Genomic DNA, 25373 nt, shown 5'->3' with positions numbered 1-25373 from the left:
TCCGGACCGCACGAGGAGACCTCCGCATGACTTCGAGCCGAACCCCGTCCGCGCTGGTGCTGCCGGAGCAGCGCGTCGTCGCCGTCGACGACCTGTCGGTCATGTTCCGCCGCGAAAACGCGACGTTCGATGCGGTGCGCAACGTGTCGTTTCACGTCGATCGCGGCGAGACGCTCGCGATCGTCGGCGAGTCGGGCTCCGGCAAGTCGGTCACGTCGCTTGCGCTGATGCGGCTCGTCGAGCATGGCGGCGGCGAGATCACGAGCGGCCGGATCGTGTTGCGGCGTCGCGGCGGCGCGCTCGTCGACCTCGCGCAGGCGAGCGCGGCGACGATGCGCGGAATCCGCGGCGCGGACATCGCGATGATCTTCCAGGAGCCGATGACGTCGCTGAACCCGGTGTTTACGGTCGGCGATCAGATCAGCGAGGCGATCGCGCTGCACCAGTCGAAGAGCGCGACCGAAGCCCGCGCGGAAGCGTTGCGGCTGCTCGATCTCGTGCGCATTCCGGAGGCGCGCCGCGTGTTCGCGCGCTATCCGCATCAATTGTCCGGCGGGATGCGGCAGCGCGTGATGATCGCGATGGCGCTGTCGTGCCGGCCGGCGCTCCTGATCGCCGACGAACCGACGACCGCGCTCGACGTGACGATCCAGGCGCAGATCCTGCAGCTGATCCGCGGCCTGCAGGACGAAATGAACATGGGCGTGATCTTCATCACGCACGACATGGGCGTGGTCGCCGAAGTGGCCGATCGCGTGCTCGTGATGTATCGCGGCGAGAAGGTCGAGGAGGGCGAGTCCGAACGCATTTTCGCGACGCCCGCGCATCGCTACACGCGTGCGCTGCTCGCGGCCGTGCCGCGGCTCGGCTCGATGCACGGCACCGATAACCCCGAAAAATTCCCGCTGTTGAAGGTGGACGGCGCGAGCGCGGCCACGCCGGCGCCTGCCGCGAACGATGCGGGCAACGCGGCCGCGGCCTCCGCCGCCGGGCAGCCGCACGTCGATCCGGCCGCGCCGCCGATCCTGCGCGTGCGCGATCTCGTCACGCGGTTTCCGGTGAAGAGCGGCGTGTTCGGCCGCGTGTCGCAATACGTGCACGCGGTCGAGCGCGTGAGCTTCGAGCTGCGCGCCGGCGAGACGCTCGCGCTCGTCGGCGAATCCGGCTGCGGCAAGTCGACCACCGGCCGCTCGCTGCTGCGCCTCGTCGAATCGCAGAGCGGCTCGATCGAATTCGACGGCCGCGACATCAGCGCGATGAAGGGCCATGACCTGCAGGCGCTGCGCCGAAACATCCAGTTCATCTTCCAGGATCCGTTCGCGTCGCTGAACCCGCGCCTGACGGTCGGTTTCTCGATCATGGAGCCGCTGCTCGTGCACGGCGTCGCGAGCGGCCGCGAAGCGCAGGCGCGCGTCGACTGGCTGCTCGACAAGGTCGGCCTGCCGCCGGATGCCGCGCGCCGCTATCCGCACGAATTCTCGGGCGGCCAGCGTCAGCGGATCGCCATCGCGCGCGCGCTCGCGCTGAATCCGAAGGTCGTGATCGCCGATGAATCGGTGTCGGCGCTCGACGTGTCCGTGCAGGCGCAGATCGTGAACCTGATGCTCGACCTGCAGCGCGAGCTCGGCGTCGCGTATCTGTTCATCTCGCACGACATGGCCGTCGTCGAGCGCGTCAGCCATCGCGTCGCGGTGATGTATCTCGGCCAGATCGTCGAGATCGGCCCGCGCCGCGCGGTGTTCGAGGCGCCGCAGCATCCGTACACGAAGAAGCTGATGAGCGCGGTGCCGGTGGCCGACCCCGCGCGCCGGCATGCGCTGCGCCAGCTTGCGGCGGACGAGATTCCGAGCCCGATCCGCGCGGTCGGCGACGAGCCGCTCGTCGCGCCGCTCGTCGCGGTCGGCCCCGATCATTACGTCGCGACGCATCGCGTCGGCGGCGCGTATTGATTGCACGGCGAGTCGCATATGGACCGCAGCTGCGCACGCGCCAGGCAACGGCGCCATTTTCCCGAGCGGATGCAGTCAGGCCGCGATTTCCACCACGCGTTACCGAATCATCCACAGGAGCCAGACAAAATGAACAAGTCGCATTCGTTCCCGATGTTCCGTCCGCGCGCGTTGTTTGCCGCGGGGGCAGGCGCGCTCGCGCTGTCGGTCGCCGTGCCCGCGTTCGCGCAGCAGAACGTCGTGGTCGCCGTGTACTCGACGTTCACGACGATGGATCCGTACGACGCGAACGACACCGTGTCGCAGGCCGTCGTCAAGTCGTTCTACGAAGGGCTGTTCGGCTTCGACAAGGACATGAAGCTCGTCAACGTGCTCGCGACGAGCTACCAGGCGTCGCCCGATGCGAAGGTCTACACGGTCAAGCTGCGCCCGGGCGTGAAGTTCCACGACGGCACGGACTTCAACGCCGACGCGGTGAAGGCGAACTTCGACCGCGTGACCGATCCGGCGAACAAGCTGAAGCGTTACGGGCTGTTCCGCGTGATCGAGAAGACCGAGGTGGTCGATCCGATGACGGTGCGCTTCACGCTGCGCGAGCCGTTCTCCGCGTTCGTCAACACGCTCGCGCACCCGTCGGCGGTGATGATTTCGCCGGCCGCGCTGAAGAAGTGGGGGCGCGACGTGTCGCTGCATCCGGTCGGCACGGGCCCGTTCGAGTTCGTCGAATGGAAGCAGACCGACGACATGAAGGTGAAGAAGTTCGCCGGCTACTGGAAGAAGGGCTATCCGAAGGTCGATTCGATCGACTGGAAGCCGGTGGTCGACAACAACACGCGCGCCGCGCTGCTCAAGACCGGCGAAGCCGATTTCGCGTTCACGATCCCGTTCGAGCAGGCTGCCGACCTGAAGAGCAATCCGAAGGTCGAGCTGATCGAGCGGCCGTCGATCATCCAGCGCTACATCTCGCTGAATACGCAGAAGAAGCCGTTCGACAATCCGAAGGTGCGTGAAGCGCTGAACTACGCGGTCAACAAGGAAGCGCTCGCGAAGGTCGTGTTCGCCGGTTACGCAACCCCGCAGACGGGTGTAGCCCCGGTGGGCGTCGAATACGCGACCAAGCTCGGGCCGTGGCCGTACGATCCGGCGAAGGCGCGCGCGCTGCTGAAGGAGGCCGGTTATCCGAACGGCTTCGAGTCGACGCTCTGGTCCGCGTACAACCATTCGACGGCGCAGAAGCTGATCCAGTTCGTCCAGCAGCAGCTCGCGCAGGTCGGCGTGAAGGTGCAGGTGCAGGCGCTCGAGGCCGGCGAACGGGTCGCGAAGGTCGAGAGCGCGCAAGACCCGGCGACGGCGCCGGTGCGGATGTATTACAGCGGCTGGTCGGCTTCGACGGGCGAGGCGAACTGGGCGCTGTCGCCGCTGCTCGCGTCCGCATCCGCGCCGCCGAAGCTCTACAACACCGCGTACTACAAGAACGGCGCCGTCGACGACGATCTCGCGAAGGCGCTCGAGACGACCGACAACGCGAAGAAGGCCGCGCTGTACGCCGACGCGCAGAAGCAGGTGTGGGCCGACGCACCGTGGATCTTTCTGGTGCAGGAGAAGATCGTCTATGCGCGCAGCAAGCGCCTGCACGGCATGTACGTGATGCCGGACGGCTCGTTCAACTTCGACGAAATCTCGGTGAAATGACGGCGATTCGCCCGTTGTGCGGCGCCGGCGGCGCAAGCTGCCGGCGCGCTGATTCGATCGGTGCCCCATGCTGAATTTTCTCGTCAAACGCCTGTTCGGCCTGCTGCCCACGCTCGCGATCGTCGCGGTGCTGGTGTTCCTGTTCGTGCACCTGCTGCCGGGCGATCCGGCGCGACTCGCGGCGGGCCCCGAGGCCGACGACGCGACGGTCGCGCTCGTGCGCGCCGATCTCGGGCTCGACCGGCCGCTGCCGACGCAGTTCGCGAACTTCTTCGTGAAGATCGCGCACGGCGATTTCGGCATGTCGACGCGCAGCAAGCGTCCGGTGTCGACCGAGATCGGCGAGCGCTTCATGCCGACGCTGCTGCTGACGCTCGTCAGCATGGTCTGGGCGACGGCGTTCGGAATGGCGATCGGGATCGCGTCGGCGGTATGGCGCAACCGCTGGCCCGACCGCTTCGGGATGACGATCGCGGTCTCGGGCATCTCGTTTCCGGCATTCGCGCTCGGCATGCTGCTGATGGAGATCTTCTCGGTGAAGCTCGGCTGGCTGCCCGTCGTGCCGGACGGCACGTGGAAGAGCTACGTGCTGCCGTCGCTGACGCTCGGCGCCGCGGTCGCGGCCGTGATGGCGCGCTTCACGCGCGCGTCGTTCGTTGAGGTGCTCAACGAGGACTACGTGCGCACCGCGCGCGCCAAGGGTGTGCACGAGCCGATGGTCGTGCTCAAGCATTGCCTGCGCAACGCGATGATCCCGGTCGTCACGATGATGGGGCTGCAGTTTGGCTTCCTGCTCGGCGGCTCGATCGTCGTCGAGGCCGTGTTCAACTGGCCGGGGCTCGGGCGCCTGCTGGTCGACGCGGTGACGATGCGCGACTACCCGGTGATCCAGGCGATCGTGCTGCTGTTCTCGCTCGAATTCATCCTGATCAATCTGACCGTCGACGTGCTGTACGCGGTCATCAACCCGACCATCCGGTTCAAGTGAGAGTGAGGCGCGCATGAACGCGACTGTCCAGCCCGCGGCGTCGGCCGCATCGAGCGCGATCCGCACGCCGTGGCGCGAATTCTGGCGCAAGTTCCGCAAGCAGACCGTCGCGCTGGTCGCCGGCGGTTTCGTGCTGGCGCTCGTCGTGCTCGCATTCGTCGGCCCGCACATCGTGCCGTTCGATCCGGAGAACTATTTCGACTACGACGCGTTGAACGCGGGGCCGTCGGCCGTGCACTGGTTCGGCGTCGACTCGCTCGGCCGCGACATCTTCAGCCGGATCGTCACCGGCACGCGCATCTCGCTCGCCGCCGGCTTCTTCTCGGTCGCGCTCGGCGCGCTCGTCGGCACGTTCTTCGGGCTGCTCGCGGGCTACTACGAAGGCTGGTGGGACCGCATCACGATGCGCGTGGCCGACGTGCTGTTCGCGTTCCCGGGGATCCTGCTCGCGATCGGCGTGGTCGCGATCCTCGGCAACGGGATGGTCAACGTGATCTGCGCGGTCGCGATCTTCAGCATTCCGGCGTTCGCGCGGCTCGTGCGCGGCAACACGCTGATGCTCAAGCACATGACCTACGTGGAAGCCGCGCGCAGCATCGGCGCGTCCGACTGGACGATCATCATGCGGCACATCCTGCCGGGCACCGTGTCGTCGGTCGTCGTGTACTTCACGATGCGGATCGGCACGTCGATCATCACGGCCGCGAGCCTGTCGTTCCTCGGGCTCGGCGCGCAGCCGCCGACGCCGGAGTGGGGCGCGATGCTCAACGAGGCGCGCGCGGACATGGTGACCGCGCCGCACGTCGCGATCTTCCCGAGCCTCGCGATCTTCCTGACGGTGCTCGCGTTCAACCTGCTCGGCGACGGGCTGCGCGACGCGCTCGACCCGAAGCTGGAGCGGCGCTGATGCGAGCTACACCCATGTGGGCCGCGACGCTGCCGGCCGGGCCACGCGGCACGATCGCCGACGTGCCGGGCGTGACGGTCGGCCACGCGACGCTCGATGCCGGTGACGTGCAGACGGGCGTCACCGTCGTCAAGCCGCATCCGGGCGATCTTTACCGCAGCAAGGTGCCGGCCGGCGCGGCCGTGATCAACGGCTTCGGCAAGAGCGTCGGGCTCGTGCAGGTCGACGAACTCGGCACGCTCGACACGCCGATCGCATTGACCAACACGTTCGGCGTCGGCGCGGTCGCGCAGGCGCAGATCCGCGCGGCGATCGCGAAGAATCCGCACATCGGCCGCGACTGGTCGACCGTCAACCCGCTCGTGTTCGAATGCAACGACGGCTATCTGAACGACATCCAGGCGTTCGCGGTGACGGCCGCGCATTACGACGAAGCCTGCGACACCGCGTCGCGAGACTTCGCGCGTGGCGCGGTGGGCGCCGGGCGCGGGATGTCGTGTTTCGACCTGAAGGGCGGGATCGGCTCCGCGTCGCGCGTGGCCGTCGCGGCCGGCAGGCCGTATACGGTCGGCGCGCTGGTGCTCGCGAATTTCGGCCGGCTGCCGATGCTGAAGCTCGGCGGCATGCCGCTCGGGCGCGTCGTCGCGCAGCGGCGTGCCGCCGCGAACGCGCAGGCGCCGGAGCAAGGGTCGATCATCCTGCTGCTGGCGACCGATGCGCCGCTCGACGCGCGGCAACTGTCGCGGCTCGCCCGTCGCGCGGGCGCCGGGCTTGCTCGCACCGGCTCGGTCTACGGGCACGGCAGCGGCGACATCGCGCTCGCTTTTTCGACCGCGTACACGATCGCGCACGATGCATCGACCGTCGCGCTGCCGGCCCTCGTGGCCGATGCGGCGCTCGATCCGCTGTTCATGGCCGCGGCCGAGAGCGTCGAACACGCGATCGCCGACGCGCTGCTGCAGGCCGTGACCGTGACCGGGCGCGACGGCCACGTGCGGCAATCGCTGCGCGACGCGGTGCCCGATCTCGATCGGTTATTCAACGAAGACAACGAAGGACGTCCGATCCATTCATGAAGATTCTGATCTCGACCGACATCGAGGGTGTCGCCGGCGTGTTCGCCATCGAGCAGACGCGTGCCGGCAATCCGGAATACGAACGCGCGCGCCGCTGGATGACCGCCGAGGCGAACGCGGCGATCGAAGGCGCGTTCGCCGGCGGCGCGCAGGCCGTCTGGGTCAACGATTCGCATGGCGGCTTCCGCAATCTGCTGCCCGACGGGCTCGATGCCCGTGCCCGCGTCGTGCTCGGCAAGCCGCGTACGCTCGGGATGATGGCGGGCCTCGAACAGCAGCCCGACCTCGTGTTCATGATCGGCTTTCACGCGAAATCGCAGACGCGCGGCGTGCTTGCGCACACCATCAACAACTTCGCGTTCACGCAGGTGTGGCTGAATGGCGTCGAGCTCGGCGAAGCCGGGCTGTACGGCGCGCTGGCGCGCGAATACGGCGCGCACGTCGCGCTGGCGTCGGGCGACGACGTGTTCGCCGAGGAAACCCGGCCGCTGTTTCCGGACGCGCGTTTCGAGACGGTCAAGATGGCCGGCGGCGCATCGAGCGGCGACACGCTCACGCCGGCAGCGTCCTGCGCGCGCATCGCGACCGCCGCACGCGAAACGGTCGCGCACGCGCTGTCGTCCGGCTGGCGCGCGGGCGCGCATCGGCCCGCGCCGGCTGCTTGCACGCTGCGCGTGCAGACGGCCGCGCTCGCCGATCTGTTCTGCGTGCTGCCGTCGCTCGAGCGGGTCGATGCGGTGACGCTGCGCTTCGACGGGCCGTCGGTGGAGCACGTGGTGCGCACGCTGAACAGCCTGTCGGCCATGTCGTTCATGCTGCGGTGATGCGTGCCGACCGGATGCCGGACCGCGATCTGGTCGCTGAAATCCGTGTCGGCCCACGCCCCGCGAGATGAAACGTATTCGACATCTCCGCTCCGATGAAGTCGCTATCCGGCCGTTTCGGCCGTCGGGTCTTGCGGCCGTCCGGTCGCGCAAGCGTGGAGCGGATCGTAGACCGATCGAAGGTGACCCGCCTTCGCTATCGGTTCCTTCATGATGGAATTCGGGCCTTGAGAAATACGCTGCTGGATCCCTACGAACATATTCCGCGTAGCGTCGTGGCGACCGCCAACGACTACGCGGCGGGCACGACGTTTCCGGAGCATGCGCACGGGCGCGGGAAGTTCGCGTTCGCGTCGCGCGGCACCATCAGCGTGTCGACGCCGCACGGCCGCTGGCTGGTGCCGCCGCAGCGCGCGTGCTGGGTGCCGGCCGGCGTGCGGCACGAAATGACGATGACCGGGCCGGTCACGATGCTCAACGCGTTCGTGTCCGAAGACGCGGCCCGGGCCGCGGGGCTGTCGGACCAGTGTGGCGTATACGGCGTGTCGCCGCTGTTGCGGCAACTGATCGACGATGCGATCGACCTGCCGGCGATGTACGACGTCGACGGCCGGGCAGGCAAGCTGATGGCGCTGCTGATCGCGGAAATCGCGACGATGCCGCGGCTGTCGCTGCACGCGCCGCTGCCGAGCGATGCGCGCCTCGCGAAGATCTGCCGGCATCTGTTCGCGTCGCCGTCGATCGCGGCCGATCTCGACCAGGTGGCGACCGATGCGGGCGTGAGCCGGCGCACGTTTACGCGGCTGTTCCGCGCGCAGACCGGCGTGAGTTTCGCCGCGTGGCGCCAGCAGGTCTGCATGCTGGCGGCGATCACACGGCTGAGCGACGGGCAGCCGGTGACGCGTGTCGCGCTCGATCTCGGATATGCGAGCGCGAGCGCCTTTACGTCGGCGTTTCGCCGCATCCTCGGCGAAACGCCGAGCCGGTATCTGGAGGCGCGCCGCTAGTCGGAACGGATACGGTGGCGGGCGCGGTGCCGCGCTTCCGTCACGGACGAAAAAAACGCGCCTGCCAGGTTTCGGTCAGACGCGCTTAAAGGCACTCGGTCAGAAAAAATGCGCGACAGCCAGCGGGACGTGTTCGTGCATCGAATCGTGAAATTGTTGCTCGTTTCGAATTAATTGCCTCGGCGGACTGCGGATAGCAAAGCATACGCCGCATAACGCGCAAACGATATTGCGCGGCCCCCGCGATTCATGTGCAGTCGCAGCATGCGTTTTAATCGCGCGTTCGATTTCGGGGTCCGAAGGAGCCAGCGACGGGCGTCGGCGAGCCCGACCGGGCGTGCTGCGGCACGGCATCGAATGTTGATGCGCGAAAATGAAAACCGCCGCGCAACGCGATACCTGTGGGTATCGCGCCACGCGGCGGTTCGGTGCGAGCAGCCGGCCGGTGCCGGCTCGCGCGTCACACGTCGAAGAACACGGTCTCGTCCGGCCCTTGCATGCGGATGTCGAACCGATACACGACGGGCCGGCCCGGTTGCGCGTCGCGCTTCGCGACGAGCGTCGCGCGGCGTTCGGCCGGCACCAGGTTCAGCACCGGATCGGCCGCGTTCGCGGCAGCTTCGTCGTCGAAATACACGCGGGTGAACGCGTGGGTCAGGATCCCGCGCATCATCACGGTCACGTTGACGTGCGGTGCTTCGTCGGCGGCGATGCGGCCCGGCTTCACCGTCGATACGACGAAGCGGTGCTGCGCATCGGTGCCCGTGCCGACGCGGGCGAAGCCCGTGAAGCCGGACTTCGCGATGTCGTCACGTGACGCGGGATAGCGGCCCGCCGCGTCCACCTGCGTGAATTCGAGCACCGCGTCGCTGACGACGTTGCCGTCGCCGTCGAACACCTGTCCGACCAGCAGCACGTGCTCGCCGTCGGCGTCCGGCGTGGCGATCGTCGGCGTGAACAGACTCTTCAGATCGTAGTTGTATTGCTGCGGGCACAGGCCGTACGCGAAGTACGGGCCGACCGTCTGCGAAGGGGTTTGCTTCAGCGTCGTCATGGTTCAGCGCTCCATCGGGGTAGCGTCGCGGCCGCGCAGCACGATGTCGAATTCGTAGCCGAGCGCGTAGCCTTCTTCGGTGATGTCCATCGAGAAGCGCGAGATCAGGCGGTCGCGCGCCGCTTCCGGCGTGCCCTGGAAGATCGGGTCGTACGCGAGCAGCGGGTCGCCGGGGAAGTACATCTGCGTGACGAGGCGCGAGCCGAAGTAGTCGCCGAACAGCGAGAAGTGGATGTGATTCGGGCGCCACGCGTTCGGATGGTTGCCCCACGGATAGGCGCCGGGCTTGATCGTCAGGAAGCGGTAGCGGCCTTCGGCGTCGGTCATGCAGCGGCCGGCGCCGAGGAAGTTCGGGTCGAGCGGCGCGTCGTGCTGGTCGACCTTGTGCACGTAGCGGCCGGCCGCGTTCGCCTGCCATACCTCGACGAGCGTGTTGCGCACGGGCTTGCCGCCTTCGTCGAGCACGCGGCCGGTGACGACGATGCGCTCGCCGAGCGGCTCGCCGTTCTTCACGGCGTTCTTCGTCAGGTCGTGGTCGAGCGCGCCGAGATCCTCGGCGCCGTAGACGGGTGCGAACTGGTCGCGCAGCTTTTCCTTCAACGGGATCATCGGGCGCGTCGGGCCGCGCTTCACCGACGAACGGTACTCGGGGTGGACATACGCGGGATGCGACGGCCAGTCGCGCGGCGTGAGGATCGTGGGGGAATCCATCGGGCGTCTCCTGATAGGTATTTCGCGAAGTGGATGGCAAGACTTTAGCCAAGCCGGAAAGTTATGAAAAATGACCTTTTTTCGCGAATTGCATAACCGTTCGTTATGTTTTGAGGCGCCAATGAAAATCCGCCGGACAGGCGGCCTGTCCGGCGGAAAAAGCGATCGGGCTTCGCGTCGTCGGCGACGACTCCGTGCACGGCCCTCCAGCCAGCCCGTCGCTGCTTTATTGTGTTTCGTTGTTGTTGTTATCCGGTCTCCCCGAGCGTGTCCGTCGTTCGTCCTTCGTCTCTTTACGGTCGGGCGGGATCGAAGACGATCCCGTCGAATTCGAGCGACAGCGTGCCGCTGCGCAGCAGCGCGGCCGGTGTCGCGGCGCGGTCGGCGCCGAGCACGTCGGTCACATAGTTCGCGCAGAACCCGCGCTGCGCCAGCAGCTTGACGCGGCTGCCGAGCAGCGCGTCGATCCGCTGTTCGGCCAGCGCGTGCACGTTGCGCTGCGCGTCGGCGTTCGGTGCCGCGACGCGGCGGGCCAGCGCGATGCGGCCGCCGTCGGCGCGGGCGACGAAGCGCGACAGCGGCGTGAGCTTCGTCCGCGCAAACGCGGGCTCGGCGATCAGCGGCTCGTCGCCCGACGTATCGACGACGATGCCGAAGCGACCGGCCCACGCGTCCGCGCTGCCTGCGGCGGCGCGGGACGCGCCGGCCGGTACGCGGATGAACACGAGATCCCCGACGTGCGCGCCGGCGGCCAGCGTGCGCATCGTGGCGAGCGGCAGCGTGCGATCGGTGTCGCGGGCATCGCGCCGGGCAGCATGCTGCGGATCGAAGGAATGGGTGTCGGTTCGGGTGTTCATCGCGGCTCCGTCGGTGCGTGACAGGACGGAGCGGATTATGCAGACGAGTATCCAAAAGTGCTTGTTCGGATGCGCGAGTAGCCTAATATCCGACCATCAGCATCATTTTTCGATACCAACATGACCGAGACCGCCCAACTCATCGAAACGCTGAAGCGCCAGCTGAAGGCGCAGGGGATGACCTACCGCGACGTCGCGCGTGCGCTCGACGTGTCCGAGACGAGCGTGAAGCGGCTGTTCGCGAGCGGCCGCTTCACGCTGGAGCGTGTCGCGGAAATCGCGCAATTGCTCGGCTACACGCTCGCCGAGCTCGTGCAGGAGGCGTCGGCGTCCGCGCCGCGATTGCGCGTGCTGACCGAGCAGCAGGAGGCGCTGCTCGTGTCGGACGAGAAGCTGCTGCTCGTCGCCGTCTGCGCGATCAACTACTGGACCGTGCAGGACATCGTGTCCGCCTATCGCGTGACGCAGCCCGAGTGCGTCAAATACCTGCTGATGCTCGACCGGATGAACGTGATCGCGCTGCTCCCGGGCGACCGGATTCGCGTGCGCGTCGCGCGCGATTTCGACTGGCTGCCGGGCGGGCCGATCCGCCGCTATTTCCATGCGCACGTGCTCGACGACTTTCTCGGCAGCCGCTTCGACGGCCCGGGCGAGACGATGACTTTCTCGCAAGGGATGCTGACGGACGCGGCCGCCGCGGAACTCGAGCAGGAACTGCGGCGGCTCGGCAGCAAGGCGGCGGCGCTGCATGCGGAGTCGTCGTCGGCGCCGCTCGGGCAGAAGCGCGGCACGGCCCTGCTGATCGCGAAACGGATCTGGGAACCGACCGGATTCCACGCGCTGCGGCGTCATGCGTGACACCGCGCCGAATGCTTGGGCCTTTCCGGAAAGTTATGCAAAATGGCATTTCATCGTCACTCGCATAACTGCTCGTTATGAATAACCGTATCGCCGACGGCCGCGTCAAGTTTCGGCACCTGCAATGTTTTCTCGCGGTCGCGCAACTGGGCGGCGTGCAGAAGGCGGCCGAAAGCCTGTCGATCACGCAGCCGGCCGTGTCGAAGACGATCGCCGAACTGGAGTCGATCCTCGGCGTGAAGTTGTTCGAACGGGGGCGTCACGGCGCGCAGCCGACCCGCGAAGCGCAACTGTTCATCCCGCATGCGAACGCGTGCGTGCTGGCGCTGCGGCAGGGCGTCGGGCTGCTCGCGCGCGAGGGTGGCGCGGCCGCGGCGACGCTCGAAATCGGCATGCTGCCGACGGTTGCGGCATCGCTCGCGCCCGCGCTGATGAAGGCGCTGACCGCACGCTGGCCGCGCATCGTGGTGCGGATCGCGACGGCCGCGAACACCGAGCTGCTGGAGCGCCTGAAGGCCGGGACGATCGAATGCGCGATCGGGCGCCTGTCGGAGCCGGAGCGGATGATCGGCCTCGCGTTCGAGCAGCTGTACAACGAACCGCTCGTCGCAGTCGTGCGCGCGGGCCATCCGCTGCTGACGAGCGCCACGCCGGCTGTCGAGCTCGCGCGCTACCCGGTCGTGCTGCCGCCGTTCGGCACGCTGATCCGCCAGTCGGCCGAGCAACTGCTCGGCGCGTGCGGCGCGCCGCCGCTGGATTCGTTCATCGAGGTGCTGTCGGTGTCGGTCGCGCGTGCGCTTGCGCTCGAGAACGACGCCGTGTGGTTCGTGCCGCTCTATGCGGCCGAATACGACCTGTCGGCCGGTGCACTCGCGCGGCTCCCGCTGCCGTCCGCGGGCACCGACGAGCCGGTCGGGCTCGTGCTGCGCACCGACGCGCAACCGTCACCCGTCGCCCGGACGTTGATCGACGCCGTGCGCGAGATCGCGCAGGCGCGGTTCGGCGATGCGCCCACCCGTCGCACGCCCCGCGGCGCGCGCAAGCCGGCTCGCCGCGCGCGTTGAGCCGCCGGGCAGGGCGTGGGCGGGCGGTGTCCGGCCGCCGTTCTTTCACCTCCATTCGTTAGCCGTTCGGTCAGTAGCGGGCCTCGTCATGCTTGGCATATCGTACCGTTTTTGATACGCTTGATGACACGACGATGGCGAGACAGCAGATTCAGATCACGCTCGGCGTGCGGTTCTTCCGCACCGCGCGTGGTAACGAGCCGGTGCGCGAATGGCTGCAGGCGCTCGGGCAGATCGAGCGCAGGGTGATCGGCGAAGAGATCAAGACCGTTCAGCTCGGCTGGCCGCTCGGCATGCCGCTGGTCCGGAAGATGTCGGCGGATCTTTGGGAAATCCGCGTGATGCTGCCGCTGCGAAGCGCGCGCGTGCTGTTCACGATCGTCGGCGACACGATGGTGCTGCTGCATGCGTTCTTCAAGCAGTCGCAGGCCACGCCGTCCGACGATCTCGATGTGACCGTCGCGCGGCTGAAAGCGCTGACGCGCGCCATCTGAATTCCCCCGGCTGCGCCGCCACATGCGATCGGCGATGTGCCGGCCGGCAACGCCATGCACTGGAGTACCCATGACGACCACGAACAATCCGCATATCGGCAGCGACTTCGACACGTTCCTCGAGGAGGAAGGGCACCTCGAAGCGGCCACCGCCACCGCGATCAAGCGCGTGATCGCGTGGCAGATCGGGCAGGAAATGAAGGCGCAGCACATCACGAAAACCGCGATGGCCGCGCGGATGAAGACCAGCCGCGCCGCACTCAACCGGCTGCTCGACGAAACCGATACGAGCCTCACGCTCGCGACGCTCGCAAGCGCCGCCACCGCGCTCGGCAAGCGGCTCAGCTTCGAACTCGTGCCGGCCTGACGCACAGGGCGAAGCGGTGCGCGGCCGGTGCACGGCGTGCCGGTGCATCGCGGCGAACGGGCGCGCGCTCGGCCGCACACGGGCACCGGCACGCGATCACGTGCGCTGCCCGGCTATCCGCAGATACAGCAGCGCACCGCCCGCGAGCAGCAGCGGGCACAGGAAATACCATCCGGTCGTCAGGAACAGCCCGGCGACGGCGACCAGCGAAATCCACGCGCAGCGATATGCAATGCCGCCGCGCGGCAGCAGTTTCAGCGCGGCGGCCGCGCCGAGGCCGTACACCATCACGAAGCATCCGGACGTGACGAGCACGAGCGGCTTCGGCCCGACGTCCGAGAGCGTCGTCGCGGCCAGCGCGACGGCCGCCAGCATCGCGATCACGCCGAGGCTGCGGCGCGGCACGCCGCCGACCTGGCTGCCTTGCGCGAGCCATGCTGGCAGTGCGCCGTCGCGCCCGAGCGCCGCGCCGAGCTTGGCCGCGCCCGCGAAATACGCGTTCATCGTGCCGAGCGTGAGCAGCAGCGCGGCCGCGGCCGCCAGCACCTGCGCATGACCGCCGATGCCGCCCGCGATCAGTTCCGCAAGCGGCGCACCGGACGCGCCGGCCGACGGCCCGAGCACCGTCACGCTCGCGGCCGCGACCGACAGGTACAGGAAGCCGACGACCACGACGGCGATCCCGGCCGAGCGCGGCATGTCGTGCGCGGGCCGCCGAAATTCGGCCGCGAGATGCGTGATCGCTTCCCAGCCCGCGAAGCTCCACACGAGCAGTGCGGCAGCCTGGCCGACCGCGAGCCACCCGTGCGGCGCGAACGGATGCAGGTTCGCCGGGCGCGCATGTGGCGCGGAGGCGAGCACGGCGGCCAGCAGCAGCGCGACGAGCAGCGCCGACAGCACGAGCTGCATGCGGCCCGACACCGTGACGCCGAACGCATTCGCGGCCGACACCGTCGCGATCAGCGCGGCAGCCGTGACGATGACCGTCGTATGTCCGCCGCCCGTGACGGCCGCGACGTACGCGCCACCGAACATCGCGGCGGCCGGCGCACCGGCCGGCACCGCGAAATAGAAACACCAGCCGACGATCGCCGCGGCCTTCGGCCCGAACGCGCGTCGCGCGTAGGTCGATACGCCGCCCGCGTCCGGATAGCGCGCGCCGAGTGCGGCGAAGGTGGCCGCAAGCGGCCCCGACAGCACGACGAGCGCGGCCCATGCAAGCAGCGACGCCGGGCCCGCGACCTCGGCGGCGAGCGCGGGCAACGCGATGACGCCGGTGCCGAGCACCGCGCCGATATACAGCGCGGCGCCCTGGAAAATCGTCAGCGAGCCCGCGTGATGAGCGGCGGGCGAATCGGCATGCGAGGACATGAAGGGCAGTCTCCGGGAGGCTTGTTATGCGCGCGGACGGCCGCGCGGTGAATCGCTCGATGCTACCCGAACGGGCGCGGCGATGCGGCGCGGCGTTCAGTAGTCCGCGACGTGCCGCGTGTCAGTCGATGTCAGTAGCGGCGTGCGAGCCGCAGCCGCGCATCCTCGCGTGCAGCGGGCGGCAGCTCGGGCACGTAGTGGAACGTGCCCGATACGAGCGACGCGACCGGCACGCCGTCGCGGAACAGCACGCGATTGCCGGCCAGCGCCGGCACCTTGTCGCCGGGCAACAACGTGCCGGCGAGGTTCAGCGGATCGGCGCCCGTCACGCAGACGTACTGGCCGTCGCCAGATTGGCGACGCAGTTCGCGCAGGATCGGGATCGCTTCCGGCAGCGCGAACTGCTCGCCCGCGAGCCCCGCGACGAAGCGTCCGCCGCGAATCTCGCCGCGCGCTTCGAGACGTTGCAGCACGCGCACGAGTTCGCGCCAGCTCGGCAGCCAGTCGGCCTCGCGTTCGAGCAGCCGCCAGAACACTACGCCATAGCGGCGCAGCAGCGTCCAGACGATATGTTCGAGTGCGTCGGGATCGGTCGCGGCCGGGCCGCGCTTCGGTGCGGTCGCATCGTCCGGTGCCGAAGCGCATTGCACGAGCGCCCAGCGACCGGCGTCGTCCATTCCGCCGATCAGCGCGCCGCCGCGCCGCGTGCGCGCCGCATACGTCGCGCTGCGCTTGACCGCGGGCTTCAGCAGCGCGCGCAGTCCGGCGAAGCTGTCCGCATTCACGAGGCCGGCCGACACGAGTTCGCCGAGCGCCTGTTCGAGTTCGACGGGCAGCATGTGCAGTTCGTCGAGCAACGCGTCGAAGAACATCGCACCATGCGCGGCGAGTGCGTCACGCACCTGGGTCGCGCGTGCGGACAGCGCCGGTTGCGCGTCCGGGTCGCGCAGCGCCTGCCATGCGCCGAGGTGGCGGCGCGGCAGCAGCACGACCGGCGTCGTTTTCACGGGGGTGCCGGCCGCGCGGGCCGGCGCGCCGATGCGGGTCCACACGAGCTTGCCCGAGCGGCACAGGTCATCGAGGCCGCCCGCCGTGTAGTCGGTCAGGCGCGCGGGCAGCAGCGCGTCTTCCCACGCGCTCGCCGCGGCTTCGTAGCCTTCGAGCTGCTCGACGACGGCCGCGAGCGCGTCGCGGCCCGTGCCGCGCGTGTCGGGCGTCAGGTGCTGCCAGTGAAACAGGAAGCGCATGAAATCGGCGCGCTCGACCGGTTCGATCTCGCGGCGCAGCCGCTTGACCGTGTAGCGATGAATGCGCGCGAGCAGGTGACGTTCGCACCATTCGTCGGTCGTCGCGCCCGGCGTGAAGCGGCCGCGCATCACGTAGCCTTCGCGCTCCAGTGCCGCGAGCGCGGTCGCGATCGTCGCGGACGGCAAACCGAGCGGCTGCGCGATCGCGTCGAGCGTCAGCGGCCCGAAGCCGGTGAGCCGCGCACGGATCACGTCGACGAGCGCGGCATCGACTTCCCATGGTTGTGCGCAGGCGGCGGGCACCTTCAGCGCCGGCGCGACGCGTGCGTCGGGGTGCAGCGCGCGCATGCAGATCAGCCGTTCGACCGGTACCCACAGCGCGGCGCCGTTCGACGTGACGAGCTTCGTCGCGCGGCGGCGTTCGGCCAGTTCCGCGAGCCGCTCGGGCCAGCCGTCGTGCGCATGCGCTTCGCTGTCGGCGACGCAGGCGAGCGTGAGCAGTGCATCGTGCATTTCGTCGGCGTCGCGCACGAGCGGCCATGCCTCGTCGCGCACCGCGTCGATCGCGTCGGCGTCGAGCGCGCCGAGATCGTCGGCCGATTCTGGATCGCTCCAGCGGCGCGACTGCACGGCCTGCGTGCGGCGCTCCTCGAGCGGCGCGTCGTCGAGGAACGCATAGGGCTTCGCGTTCAGGATCTCGGCCGCCAGCGGCGACGGCGCGGGCAGGTCGCGCGCGATCAGCTCGATCGCGCCGCTTTCGATCCGGCGCAGCAGCGCGAGCCAGCCGTCGGTATCCATCGCGTCGTGCAGACAATCGTCGAGCGTCTGGTCGACGAGCGGATGATGCGGGATCTCGCGTTCGCCGACGATGTTCTCGAGGCACGCGACCTGATCGGGGAACACGGTCGCGAGCAGGTCGTCGCTCTTCATCCGCTGCAGCTGCGGCGCGGTGCGCCGGCCGCCGGTGAAGCGCGGCAGCGCGAGCGCGGTCGTCGCGTTCCAGCGCCAGCGCACGCCGAACATCGGCGCGTCGAGCAGTGCCTGGACCAGCACGTGCTCCGCGCTGGCCGAGCGCAGGTAGCGCCACACTTCATCGAGCGCGAAGCTGTGCGCGAGCGACAGCGACAGAATGATCGCGTCGTCGGTCGCGGCGGCCTGCAGCTCGAAGTTGAAACTGCGGCAGAAACGCTTGCGCAGCGCGAGCCCCCACGCACGGTTGATGCGGCTGCCGAACGGCGAATGGATCACCAGCTGCGTGCCGCCCGATTCATCGAAGAAGCGCTCCATCACGAGCGTGTCCTGCGTCGGCAGTGCGCCGAGCGCCGCTCGCGTGCGGGCGAGATAGTCGGCGATCTGGCGGGCCGCATCGGGCGACAGATGAAGTTCGTCGACGAGCCAGCGCAGCGCCGGCGCGAGGCGGCTTTCGGCCGGGCCGATCGCGGTGCCGACGGCGTCGTCGCGCGAATCGGTGGCGGCACGGGATTCCGCCGCTTGCCTGGCGTTGCCGCGCGTGCCCGTCTTGCCGGCCGGGTCGCCGCTCGCGTGCTTGCGTCCGCCGGCCTCGGTATGCCGATCGCCTTCGGCGAACAGCCCGTCGAGCCGCGCGCGCAGCCGGCCGACCGCCGCCGACAGCTCGTCGCTGCGCCCGGGCGCCTCGCCGAGCCAGAACGGAATGCTCGGCGACTGGCCTTGCGCGTCCTCGACACGCACGCGGCCCGTTTCCACGCGAATGATCCGGTACGACTGGTTGCCGAGCTGGAACACGTCGCCCGCGAGGCTCTCGATCGCGAAATCCTCGTTGACGGTGCCGACCTGGATGCCCTGGGGCTCCAGCAGCACCGCGTAGTCGGCCATGTCGGGAATGGTGCCGCCCGATGTTGTCGCGGTCATCATCGCGTTGCGGCGCCCGCGCACCGTGCCGCCGACCACGTCGCGATGCAGATACGCGCCGCGCACGCCGCGACGGCTGGTGAAACCTTCGGCGAGCATCTTCATCACGTCGTCGAAGCGTTCGCGCGACAGGCTCGCGTATGGCGCCGCGCGCGTGAAGCTCGCGTACAGCGCGTCCTCCCGCCATTCCGCGCAGGCGACTTCGGCGACGATCTGCTGTGCGAGCACGTCGAGCGGCGCTTCGGGAATCCGCAACGCGTCGAGCTCGCCGCGTTGCACGCAGTCGAGCAGCGCCGCGCATTCGACCAGTTCGTCGCGCGACAGCGGGAACAGGCGGCCCTTCGGCACGCCGCCGACATGGTGCCCCGAGCGGCCGACGCGCTGCAGGAACGGCGCGATCCCGCGCGGCGAACCGACCTGGCACACGAGATCGACGTCGCCGATGTCGATGCCGAGTTCGAGCGACGCGGTCGCGACGAGCAGTTTCAATTCGCCGCGCTTGAGCCGCTGTTCGGCGTCGAAGCGATGCTCCTTCGCGAGACTGCCGTGATGCGCCGCGATCGCGTCCTTGCCGAGACGGTCGGCGAGATGGCGCGCCATGCGCTCCGCGGTGCGCCGCGTGTTCACGAACACGAGCGTCGTGCGGTGCGCGGCGGCAAGCGCGGCGATCCGGTCGTACACCTGCTCCCACACGTCGGTTGCCATCACCGGTTCGAGCGGCACGTTCGGCAGCTCGAGCGCGAGGTCGCGTTCGCGCGTGTGACCCGTGTCGACGATCGTGCAGTCGCGCGGCGCGTCGGCCGGGCCGCCGACCAGGAAGCGCGCGACCGCGTCGATCGGTTTCTGCGTGGCCGACAACCCGATGCGCGGCAGCGCACGACCCGTCAACGCATCGAGGCGTTCGAGCGACAGCGCGAGGTGGCTGCCGCGCTTGGACGATGCCAGTGCGTGGATCTCGTCGACGATCACCGAGCGCACGCTGGACAGCATCTGTCGGCCCGACGTGGACGACAGCAGCACGTACAGCGACTCCGGCGTCGTCACGAGAATGTGCGGCGCGCGTTTGCGCAGCGCGGCGCGTTCCGCCTGCGTGGTGTCGCCGGTGCGCACGGCGGTGCGGATCGCCGGCACCGGCAGGCCCAGTTGCGCGAGCGATTCGGCGATGCCGGCGAGCGGCGCGTCGAGGTTCACGTGGATGTCGTTCGACAGCGCCTTCAGCGGCGAAACATAGACGACGAGCGTCGCGTCGGGCAGCGCGCCGTCGTGCGCGAGCGCATCGCGCACGAGATCGTCGAGCGCGCACAGAAACCCGGTGAGCGTCTTGCCGGAGCCGGTCGGCGCGGCGACGAGCGTCGACCGCCCGGCCTTGATGTGCGGCCACGCGAGCGCCTGTGCGCCGGTCGGCGCGGCAAACGCACGGCGGAACCACGCGGCGACGGCCGGGTGGAACACGTCGAGCGCGTTGGCGGGGCGGGTGGCTGTGACGTCCATCGGAGCGTTGAATTGGGGTGCGAGCGCGTGGGCGGCGCGCGAATCGTTAGTGTGCCAGACGTCGCGTGCGCGTGCCGGACACCGCGGGTGAGAGAACGCGCGCGTCGGAGATTCAGATGAGGTGCGGTGCCGGCATTTCAACGGGCGGGCGCGCGGAACGGCACCCGCCGGGGCGCGGGTGCCGGATCGGCGAGAGGAGGACGTCGCGTTCGACGTGCGTCGGGCGGTTGCGCGGCTCGATCCGCGGCCACGCGAAACTGCACGCGACTAAACGCGACTACGCGCAACTACACGCGATGCAGCCAGCCGAGCCAGTGTTCGAGGAACGGGGCGCGCGTCCACAACGATTGCGCGAGCCACAGCGTGCCGCCCCATGCGGCGGCCACGACGATCAGGTCGCAATGTCCGCTGTTCCACAGGTTCAGCGAATGGCGCCGCCAGATCCACGGCACGCCGAGCGGATTCGGCCAGTCGGCGAGCAGGTGCATCACGCCGCCGCACGCGAAGCCGAACAGCGGCGCGGCCCACAGCGGATGCGGATGATGCGTGAGCCCGTGCCATCCGAGCGCGAGCAGCGCGATCCAGGCGATGCCCCAGTGCGTGACGGTGCGGTGCGTGATCCACAAGCGGCGCTTGCGGGTCCACCACGCGACTTCGAGCCAGTCGGGCGCGGTGCCGCCCGCGACGCCGGCCGCGAACGCGGCGAGCAGGCCCGCGTGCCAGGGACCGGTCGCGCCGGTTTGCGCGACGAGGACGGCGGCGGCGACGCCGGCCGCGAAGCCGGACGCGTGATGCGCATTGTGTGATGCCATAGGAAACGAGACGAAAAAGCGTGAAGCAACGGCAGACGAGCGGGAACGATCGGCCGCGAAAGCGGGGCGCTATCTTCTCAGATCGGCCCGCGCAGCGGGCGGTCCGATCGCGGTTTTTTTGCATGCGTGGCACCGCGCAAGCGCCGCGTGCCGTGATTTTCCGATTGCGCGACGCGCGTCGAATTCGCCGCATGCAATTTCGACCGATCCGCCGGCCCGCTTTTTGCTCCGCCGTGTGGCCGAGCGCACAGGATTCGCGATGATTCGTAGTGAGCGGCGCGTTTTCCGTCCCGGCGCATTTGTTTACTACGAAAACGGCATGGGACCGACCGCGTGCCAGCGGCTATAAGCGGATCAGGGGCTTATTCCAGCTCGCCGGAGAATCCATGGGGGACATTTAATGACTACGCTGAATCGTTTCAAATCATCCGCTGCCGTGCTCGCGACGGTGGCCGGCATCGGCTTCCTGCCGAATGCGCCGGCCTATGCGAAGGGGCCGCAGCCGGCGGTCCTGACGAGCGCGGCGGTCGCGGTGGCCGACAAGTACAGCGCGGACGCCGCCGAGCAGATCTTCAAGGAAGGCGGCAACGCCATCGACGCGGCCGTCGCGATCGCGTTCACGCTCGCCGTCACGTATCCGGAGGCCGGCAACATCGGCGGCGGCGGCTTCATGACGATCTACAAGGACGGCAAGCCGTACTTCATCGACTATCGCGAGCGCGCGCCGCTCGCCGCGACAAAGGACATGTATCTCGACAAGGACGGTAATGTCGTCAAGGGCATGAGCCTGTACGGGCCGCGCGCGGCCGGCGTGCCGGGCACGGTGTCGGGCATGTGGGAGGCGCAGAAACGCTTCGGCAAGCTGAAGTGGAAGCAGGTGCTCGCGCCGGCGATCCGCTATGCGCGCGACGGCTTCGTCGTCGACGAACAGCTTGCGCAGCGCGGCGTCGACGCGTCGAAGGAGTTCGGCGGCAAGACCAACTTCGACAAGTACTTCTCCACGATGAAGGCCGGCACGAATTTCAAGCAGCCCGATCTCGCCGACGTGCTCGCACGGATCGCGAACGACGGCGCGAACGGCTTCTACAAGGGCAAGACGGCCCGGTTGATCGCCGCGTCGATGAAGACCGGCGACGGCAACGGGCTGATCACGACCGAGGATCTCGCGCAATACCGTGCGGTGTGGCGCCAGCCGGTGCAGGCGAAGTGGAACGGCTATGACGTGATCACCGCGCCGCCGCCGAGCTCGGGCGGCATCGGCCTCGTGCAACTGCTGAAGATGAAGGCGGACCTCAAGCAGGACTTCGAGGGCGTGAAGCTCAACTCGCCGCAATATGTCCACCTGGTCGCGGAAATCGAGAAGCGCGTGTTCGCCGATCGCGCGCAGTATCTCGGCGACCCCGACTTCTACAAGGTGCCGGTCGCGCAGTTGACCGACGACGCGTACATCGCGAGGCGAGCGGCCGAAGTGAGCCCGACGCAGATCGCCGACACGAAGAGCGTGCAGCCGGGCCTCGGCACGTCGATGCCGGAGAAGGCCGAGACGACGCACTTCTCGGTCGTCGACAAGTGGGGCAACGCGGTGTCGAACACGTACACGATCAACGGCTACTTCGGCTCGGGCGTGATCGCCGACGGCACCGGCATCGTGCTGAACGACGAGATGGACGACTTCTCCGCGAAGCCGGGCGTCGCGAACATGTTCGGCGTGGTCGGCAGCGATGCGAATGCAATCGAGCCGAAGAAACGACCGCTGTCGTCGATGTCGCCGACGATCATGACGAAGGACGGCAAGGTGTCGCTCGTGATCGGCACGCCGGGCGGCTCGCGGATCTTCACGTCGATCTTCCAGGTGATCAACAACATCTACGATTTCGGGATGCCGTTGAAGGAGGCCGTCGGCGCGATGCGTTTCCACCATCAGCTGCTGCCGCCGAACACGATCTTCTGGGAGCCGTACCACCCGATCGAAGGCGAACTCGCGAAGCAGATCGAGGCGCGCGGCTACACGCTGAAGGGGCAGGACTTCAGCGGCGACATCCAGGTGATCAAGATCGACGGCAAGACGCCGGAGGCGATGGCAGATCCGCGCGGACGCGGGGTCACGCGGATCATTCAGTGACGGAGGCGGGTTGTGGTACTGCTCGATCACGTGCCCGGCTTTTCCCGTTGCGCACGAGGATCAGGCTCGACGTCAGCCCGCCGAACCGGAGGCTGGCGTCCAATACCTTCGATATTTCCTGCGAACCCGGTGCGGCTCGGATTCCGCTTGTGAGGGGCGGATCAGCCCCTTTTTCATCAATTTGACGCGAGACGCTGGGATAATGGTGGAGTTTGGCTGCGTCAATTGAAGGAAGGAGGCCCCCATGGGCGATAACGATTCCCGCACCGAGACCGACAACTTCACCGATTCGGCATCGCTCGAGTCGCGCCAGCGCCGTTTCGAGGAAGACCTCGTCGACGCGTACGACGAAGAACTCGAAATGGAGCTCGACGACCGCCGCTTCGACAACGACGAGGATCTGCTGTTCTCGCCGGAGCGCCGCGAAGCGCGCAAGCAGTATTTCCGCGAGCTGTTCCGGCTGCAGGGCGAGCTCGTGAAGCTGCAGGACTGGGTCGTGAACACGGGGCACCGGCTCGTCGTGATTTTCGAGGGGCGCGACGCGGCAGGCAAGGGCGGCGCGATCAAGCGCATCACGCAGCGCCTGAACCCGCGCGTGTGCCGCGTGGCGGCACTGCCGGCGCCGAGCAACCGCGAACGCACGCAATGGTACTTCCAGCGCTATGTCGCGCATCTGCCGGCCGGCGGCGAGATCGTGCTGTTCGATCGCAGCTGGTACAACCGCGCGGGTGTCGAGCGCGTGATGAATTTCTGCACCGAAGACGAATACGAGGAGTTTTTCCGCTCGGTGCCCGAGTTCGAGAAAATGCTCGTGCGCAGCGGGATCCAGATCGTCAAGTACTGGTTCTCGATCACCGACCACGAGCAGGAGCTGCGCTTCCAGAGCCGGATCGAGGATCCGCTGAAGCAGTGGAAGCTGAGCCCGATGGACCTCGAGAGCCGCCGCCGCTGGGAAGCGTACACGGCCGCGAAGGAAGAGATGATGCAGCGCACGCATATTCCCGAGGCGCCGTGGTGGGTCGTGCAGGCGGTCGACAAGAAGCGCGCGCGGTTGAACTGCATCCACCATCTGCTGACGCAGGTGCCGTATCACGAGGTGCCGCGGCCGACGATCGATCTGCCGCAGCGTGAGCACCACGAGGATTACATTCGCCGTCCGACGCCGGACAGCATGATCGTCCCGGACGTTTATTGAGCGGCCCGGGCCGGCCGGATCGACCACTGAGGCGCGCCGTGCAATGCGGCGCGCGTTACTCCCGGATCAGGAACGCGCTGCGGTCGCGGCCGGCGATCCACGCGGGCGCACGACCGCGTCCGCTCCAGGTGGCGCCGGTCACCGGATCGTGATATTTCGCCCCGACGGTGAACAGCTTCGCGCGATTGCTGTAACCCTGCCCGAAGACTTCCCGAGCGGTCAGCGCATGGGTCTTCACGAGCTCGCGTACCTGCACCAGCGCCGCGTGGCGTTCGCGGCGGCGCGCCGCCCGGATGCGTCGATCGAGTTCCGTGAGTTGGGCTTGTAGTTGCTGCAGTTGCATGCGTCCGATATCCCCGTAGCTGAATTGTGATTGTTGGCTGCCGCGCGATGCGCCGCGTGTCTGTACATTCGGCCAGACGTTTGCAGGGCGCGTCGCGAGGAACACGGGAGAGATTAAGTTTCGGCGCGCGGATTTTCTATCGGACGTATCTGAATTTTCACGGGCATCTGTGTGAAACCGTGATGGCGATGCCGGGAAGGCTGCCCGCCTCACAGGTCGGGGAAGCCTGAGCGCCCCTGCGTCAAATCGAACAGCTCGGTCTTGGCCGCCGCCTCGGCCGTTTCCGGCAGCTTGATCACGAGCTTCACCGTCATCCCGTACGCGCTGTCCACCAGCTCATAACCCGCCTGCTCGATCCAGCGGCGCACGCGCGCCTCGTCCGGGTAGCCGATTTCGATCGCGAACCGCGTGTGGCGAATGCGTTCGACCCGCTCGGCGTCGAGCAGCGCGGAGGCGATCGCATCCGTATAGGCGCGCACCAGGCCGCCCGCGCCGAGCTTCACGCCGCCGTAGTAGCGGACGACCGCACCGAGCACGCCGTCGAGATCGTGATGACGCAGCACTTCGAGGATCGGCCGGCCGGCGGTGCCCGACGGTTCGCCGTCGTCGGACATGCCGGACTGGCCGCCCGCAAGCAGCGCCCAGCATACGTGGGTGGCCGTCGGGTGCTCGTCGCGCAGGCGCTGCAACGCCTGCATGGCGGCATCGCGGTCCTCGACGGGGATCGCGAATGCGATGAAGCGGCTCTTGCGGATTTCGAGTTCGCGCGTGTAAGCAGTAGCGAGTGAATAACTCATTGAACGGAAAGCAGGTCGTGTGGGGGCGGCATCGAGCGCATTATGAGCCATTCCGGTGCAGGATCGGCGCAAGGCACGCTTGGTCGGGGATCAGCTCGATAACCGACGATGCACGATTTTCTCGAGAAATTGATAAATGGTTAAATCTGGAAGGCGCCTCGCGCAGTGGCGTTGATCTTTTGTAACGGCCCTGTTACAGTTCCGGCGCACTGATATGCCGCTCATTCAATCGCAGCGATTGACAATCCGGGTGCCGG

At 68.1% G+C, this 25373-nt stretch carries 21 protein-coding genes; 13 read left to right on the top strand and 8 right to left on the bottom strand.

The features are described 5' to 3' along the window. Positions 1-26: 26 nt before the first annotated feature. From ACV22V_RS18670 to ACV22V_RS18640, 7 genes are all read left to right on the top strand, one after another. Positions 27-1949, top strand: a complete 1923-nt coding sequence (locus tag ACV22V_RS18670) for a dipeptide ABC transporter ATP-binding protein (RefSeq protein WP_059525066.1) — start codon at positions 27-29, stop codon at positions 1947-1949. 129 nt (positions 1950-2078) lie between these two features. After that, on the top strand, positions 2079-3641 hold the full coding sequence (gsiB, locus tag ACV22V_RS18665) for a glutathione ABC transporter substrate-binding protein GsiB (protein WP_059525068.1): 1563 nt from the start codon (positions 2079-2081) through the stop codon (positions 3639-3641). Positions 3642-3708: 67 nt separating this feature from the next. Further along, entirely contained in the window at positions 3709-4629 is a 921-nt protein-coding gene (gsiC, locus tag ACV22V_RS18660) for a glutathione ABC transporter permease GsiC (protein WP_059525070.1), read from the top strand. Positions 4630-4642: 13 nt separating this feature from the next. Continuing rightward, on the top strand, positions 4643-5536 hold the full coding sequence (gene gsiD, locus ACV22V_RS18655; protein WP_059450559.1) for a glutathione ABC transporter permease GsiD: 894 nt from the start codon (positions 4643-4645) through the stop codon (positions 5534-5536). Beyond that, positions 5536-6612: a DmpA family aminopeptidase gene (locus ACV22V_RS18650; RefSeq protein WP_448015000.1), complete on the top strand. Its 1077-nt coding sequence runs from the start codon at positions 5536-5538 to the stop codon at positions 6610-6612. Before gsiD ends, ACV22V_RS18650 begins: the two co-directional genes overlap by 1 nt. Beyond that, positions 6609-7436: a M55 family metallopeptidase gene (locus ACV22V_RS18645; protein ID WP_448014998.1), complete on the top strand. Its 828-nt coding sequence runs from the start codon at positions 6609-6611 to the stop codon at positions 7434-7436. Before ACV22V_RS18650 ends, ACV22V_RS18645 begins: the two co-directional genes overlap by 4 nt. 227 nt (positions 7437-7663) lie before the next feature. After that, entirely contained in the window at positions 7664-8443 is a 780-nt protein-coding gene (locus tag ACV22V_RS18640; RefSeq protein WP_059689921.1) for an AraC family transcriptional regulator, read from the top strand. Positions 8444-8903: 460 nt separating this feature from the next. Here ACV22V_RS18640 and pcaG read toward each other — a convergent pair whose 3' ends face one another. The 3 genes from pcaG to ACV22V_RS18625 all read right to left on the bottom strand — a co-directional run bounded on the left by pcaG (position 8904) and on the right by ACV22V_RS18625 (position 11065). After that, positions 8904-9497 (bottom strand): protocatechuate 3,4-dioxygenase subunit alpha, encoded by a 594-nt coding sequence (gene pcaG, locus ACV22V_RS18635; protein ID WP_448014997.1) that lies wholly within the window; start codon positions 9495-9497, stop codon positions 8904-8906. 3 nt (positions 9498-9500) lie between these two features. Further along, positions 9501-10208, bottom strand: coding sequence for a protocatechuate 3,4-dioxygenase subunit beta (gene pcaH / locus ACV22V_RS18630; RefSeq protein WP_059525082.1), 708 nt, complete (start codon positions 10206-10208; stop codon positions 9501-9503). A 293-nt stretch (positions 10209-10501) separates the two neighbouring features. Beyond that, positions 10502-11065 carry a YiiX/YebB-like N1pC/P60 family cysteine hydrolase gene (locus tag ACV22V_RS18625; protein WP_448014996.1) on the bottom strand — a complete coding sequence of 188 codons (564 nt, stop codon included), beginning with the start codon at positions 11063-11065 and terminating at the stop codon, positions 10502-10504. A gap of 120 nt (positions 11066-11185) precedes the next feature. Between ACV22V_RS18625 and ACV22V_RS18620 the strand changes: the two genes are divergently transcribed. From ACV22V_RS18620 to ACV22V_RS18605, 4 genes are all read left to right on the top strand, one after another. Then, complete coding sequence (locus tag ACV22V_RS18620; protein ID WP_448014994.1) at positions 11186-11923, top strand: helix-turn-helix domain-containing protein; 738 nt, start codon at positions 11186-11188, stop codon at positions 11921-11923. Positions 11924-12000: 77 nt separating this feature from the next. Further along, positions 12001-12987 carry a pca operon transcription factor PcaQ gene (gene pcaQ, locus ACV22V_RS18615; RefSeq protein ID WP_059525087.1) on the top strand — a complete coding sequence of 329 codons (987 nt, stop codon included), beginning with the start codon at positions 12001-12003 and terminating at the stop codon, positions 12985-12987. A 134-nt stretch (positions 12988-13121) separates the two neighbouring features. Then, positions 13122-13481 (top strand): type II toxin-antitoxin system RelE/ParE family toxin, encoded by a 360-nt coding sequence (locus ACV22V_RS18610; RefSeq protein WP_448014992.1) that lies wholly within the window; start codon positions 13122-13124, stop codon positions 13479-13481. 70 nt (positions 13482-13551) lie between these two features. After that, entirely contained in the window at positions 13552-13848 is a 297-nt protein-coding gene (locus ACV22V_RS18605; RefSeq protein ID WP_059466239.1) for an XRE family transcriptional regulator, read from the top strand. Between the two features lie 96 nt (positions 13849-13944). Here the strand turns inward: ACV22V_RS18605 and ACV22V_RS18600 are convergent, their stop codons facing one another. From ACV22V_RS18600 to ACV22V_RS18590, 3 genes are all read right to left on the bottom strand, one after another. Beyond that, positions 13945-15219, bottom strand: a complete 1275-nt coding sequence (locus ACV22V_RS18600; RefSeq protein WP_059525091.1) for an APC family permease — start codon at positions 15217-15219, stop codon at positions 13945-13947. Positions 15220-15350: 131 nt separating this feature from the next. Continuing rightward, positions 15351-19847 (bottom strand): DEAD/DEAH box helicase, encoded by a 4497-nt coding sequence (locus ACV22V_RS18595; RefSeq protein ID WP_448014989.1) that lies wholly within the window; start codon positions 19845-19847, stop codon positions 15351-15353. A gap of 287 nt (positions 19848-20134) precedes the next feature. Further along, positions 20135-20659, bottom strand: a complete 525-nt coding sequence (locus ACV22V_RS18590) for a metal-dependent hydrolase (protein WP_448014988.1) — start codon at positions 20657-20659, stop codon at positions 20135-20137. Between the two features lie 400 nt (positions 20660-21059). On the opposite strand from ACV22V_RS18590, the gene ggt reads away from it, so the two are divergent. Together ggt and ppk2 are read left to right on the top strand one after the other, a co-directional pair. Continuing rightward, on the top strand, positions 21060-22781 hold the full coding sequence (gene ggt, locus ACV22V_RS18585) for a gamma-glutamyltransferase (protein WP_059525097.1): 1722 nt from the start codon (positions 21060-21062) through the stop codon (positions 22779-22781). A 244-nt stretch (positions 22782-23025) separates the two neighbouring features. Beyond that, positions 23026-23976, top strand: coding sequence for a polyphosphate kinase 2 (ppk2, locus tag ACV22V_RS18580; RefSeq protein ID WP_059525099.1), 951 nt, complete (start codon positions 23026-23028; stop codon positions 23974-23976). 55 nt (positions 23977-24031) lie between these two features. On the opposite strand, the gene ACV22V_RS18575 is transcribed toward ppk2, so the two are convergent. Beyond that, the gene (locus ACV22V_RS18575; RefSeq protein ID WP_223958701.1) at positions 24032-24319 is read right to left on the bottom strand and encodes an H-NS histone family protein; all 288 of its coding nucleotides are present in this window, start codon (positions 24317-24319) and stop codon (positions 24032-24034) included. Positions 24320-24528: 209 nt separating this feature from the next. Further along, positions 24529-25116: an IMPACT family protein gene (locus ACV22V_RS18570; protein ID WP_448014986.1), complete on the bottom strand. Its 588-nt coding sequence runs from the start codon at positions 25114-25116 to the stop codon at positions 24529-24531. Positions 25117-25373: the final 257 nt, after the last annotated feature.

This window comes from Burkholderia sp. AW33-5 (assembly GCF_053427615.1).
This window is presented reverse-complemented; position numbering and strand designations above follow the sequence as displayed.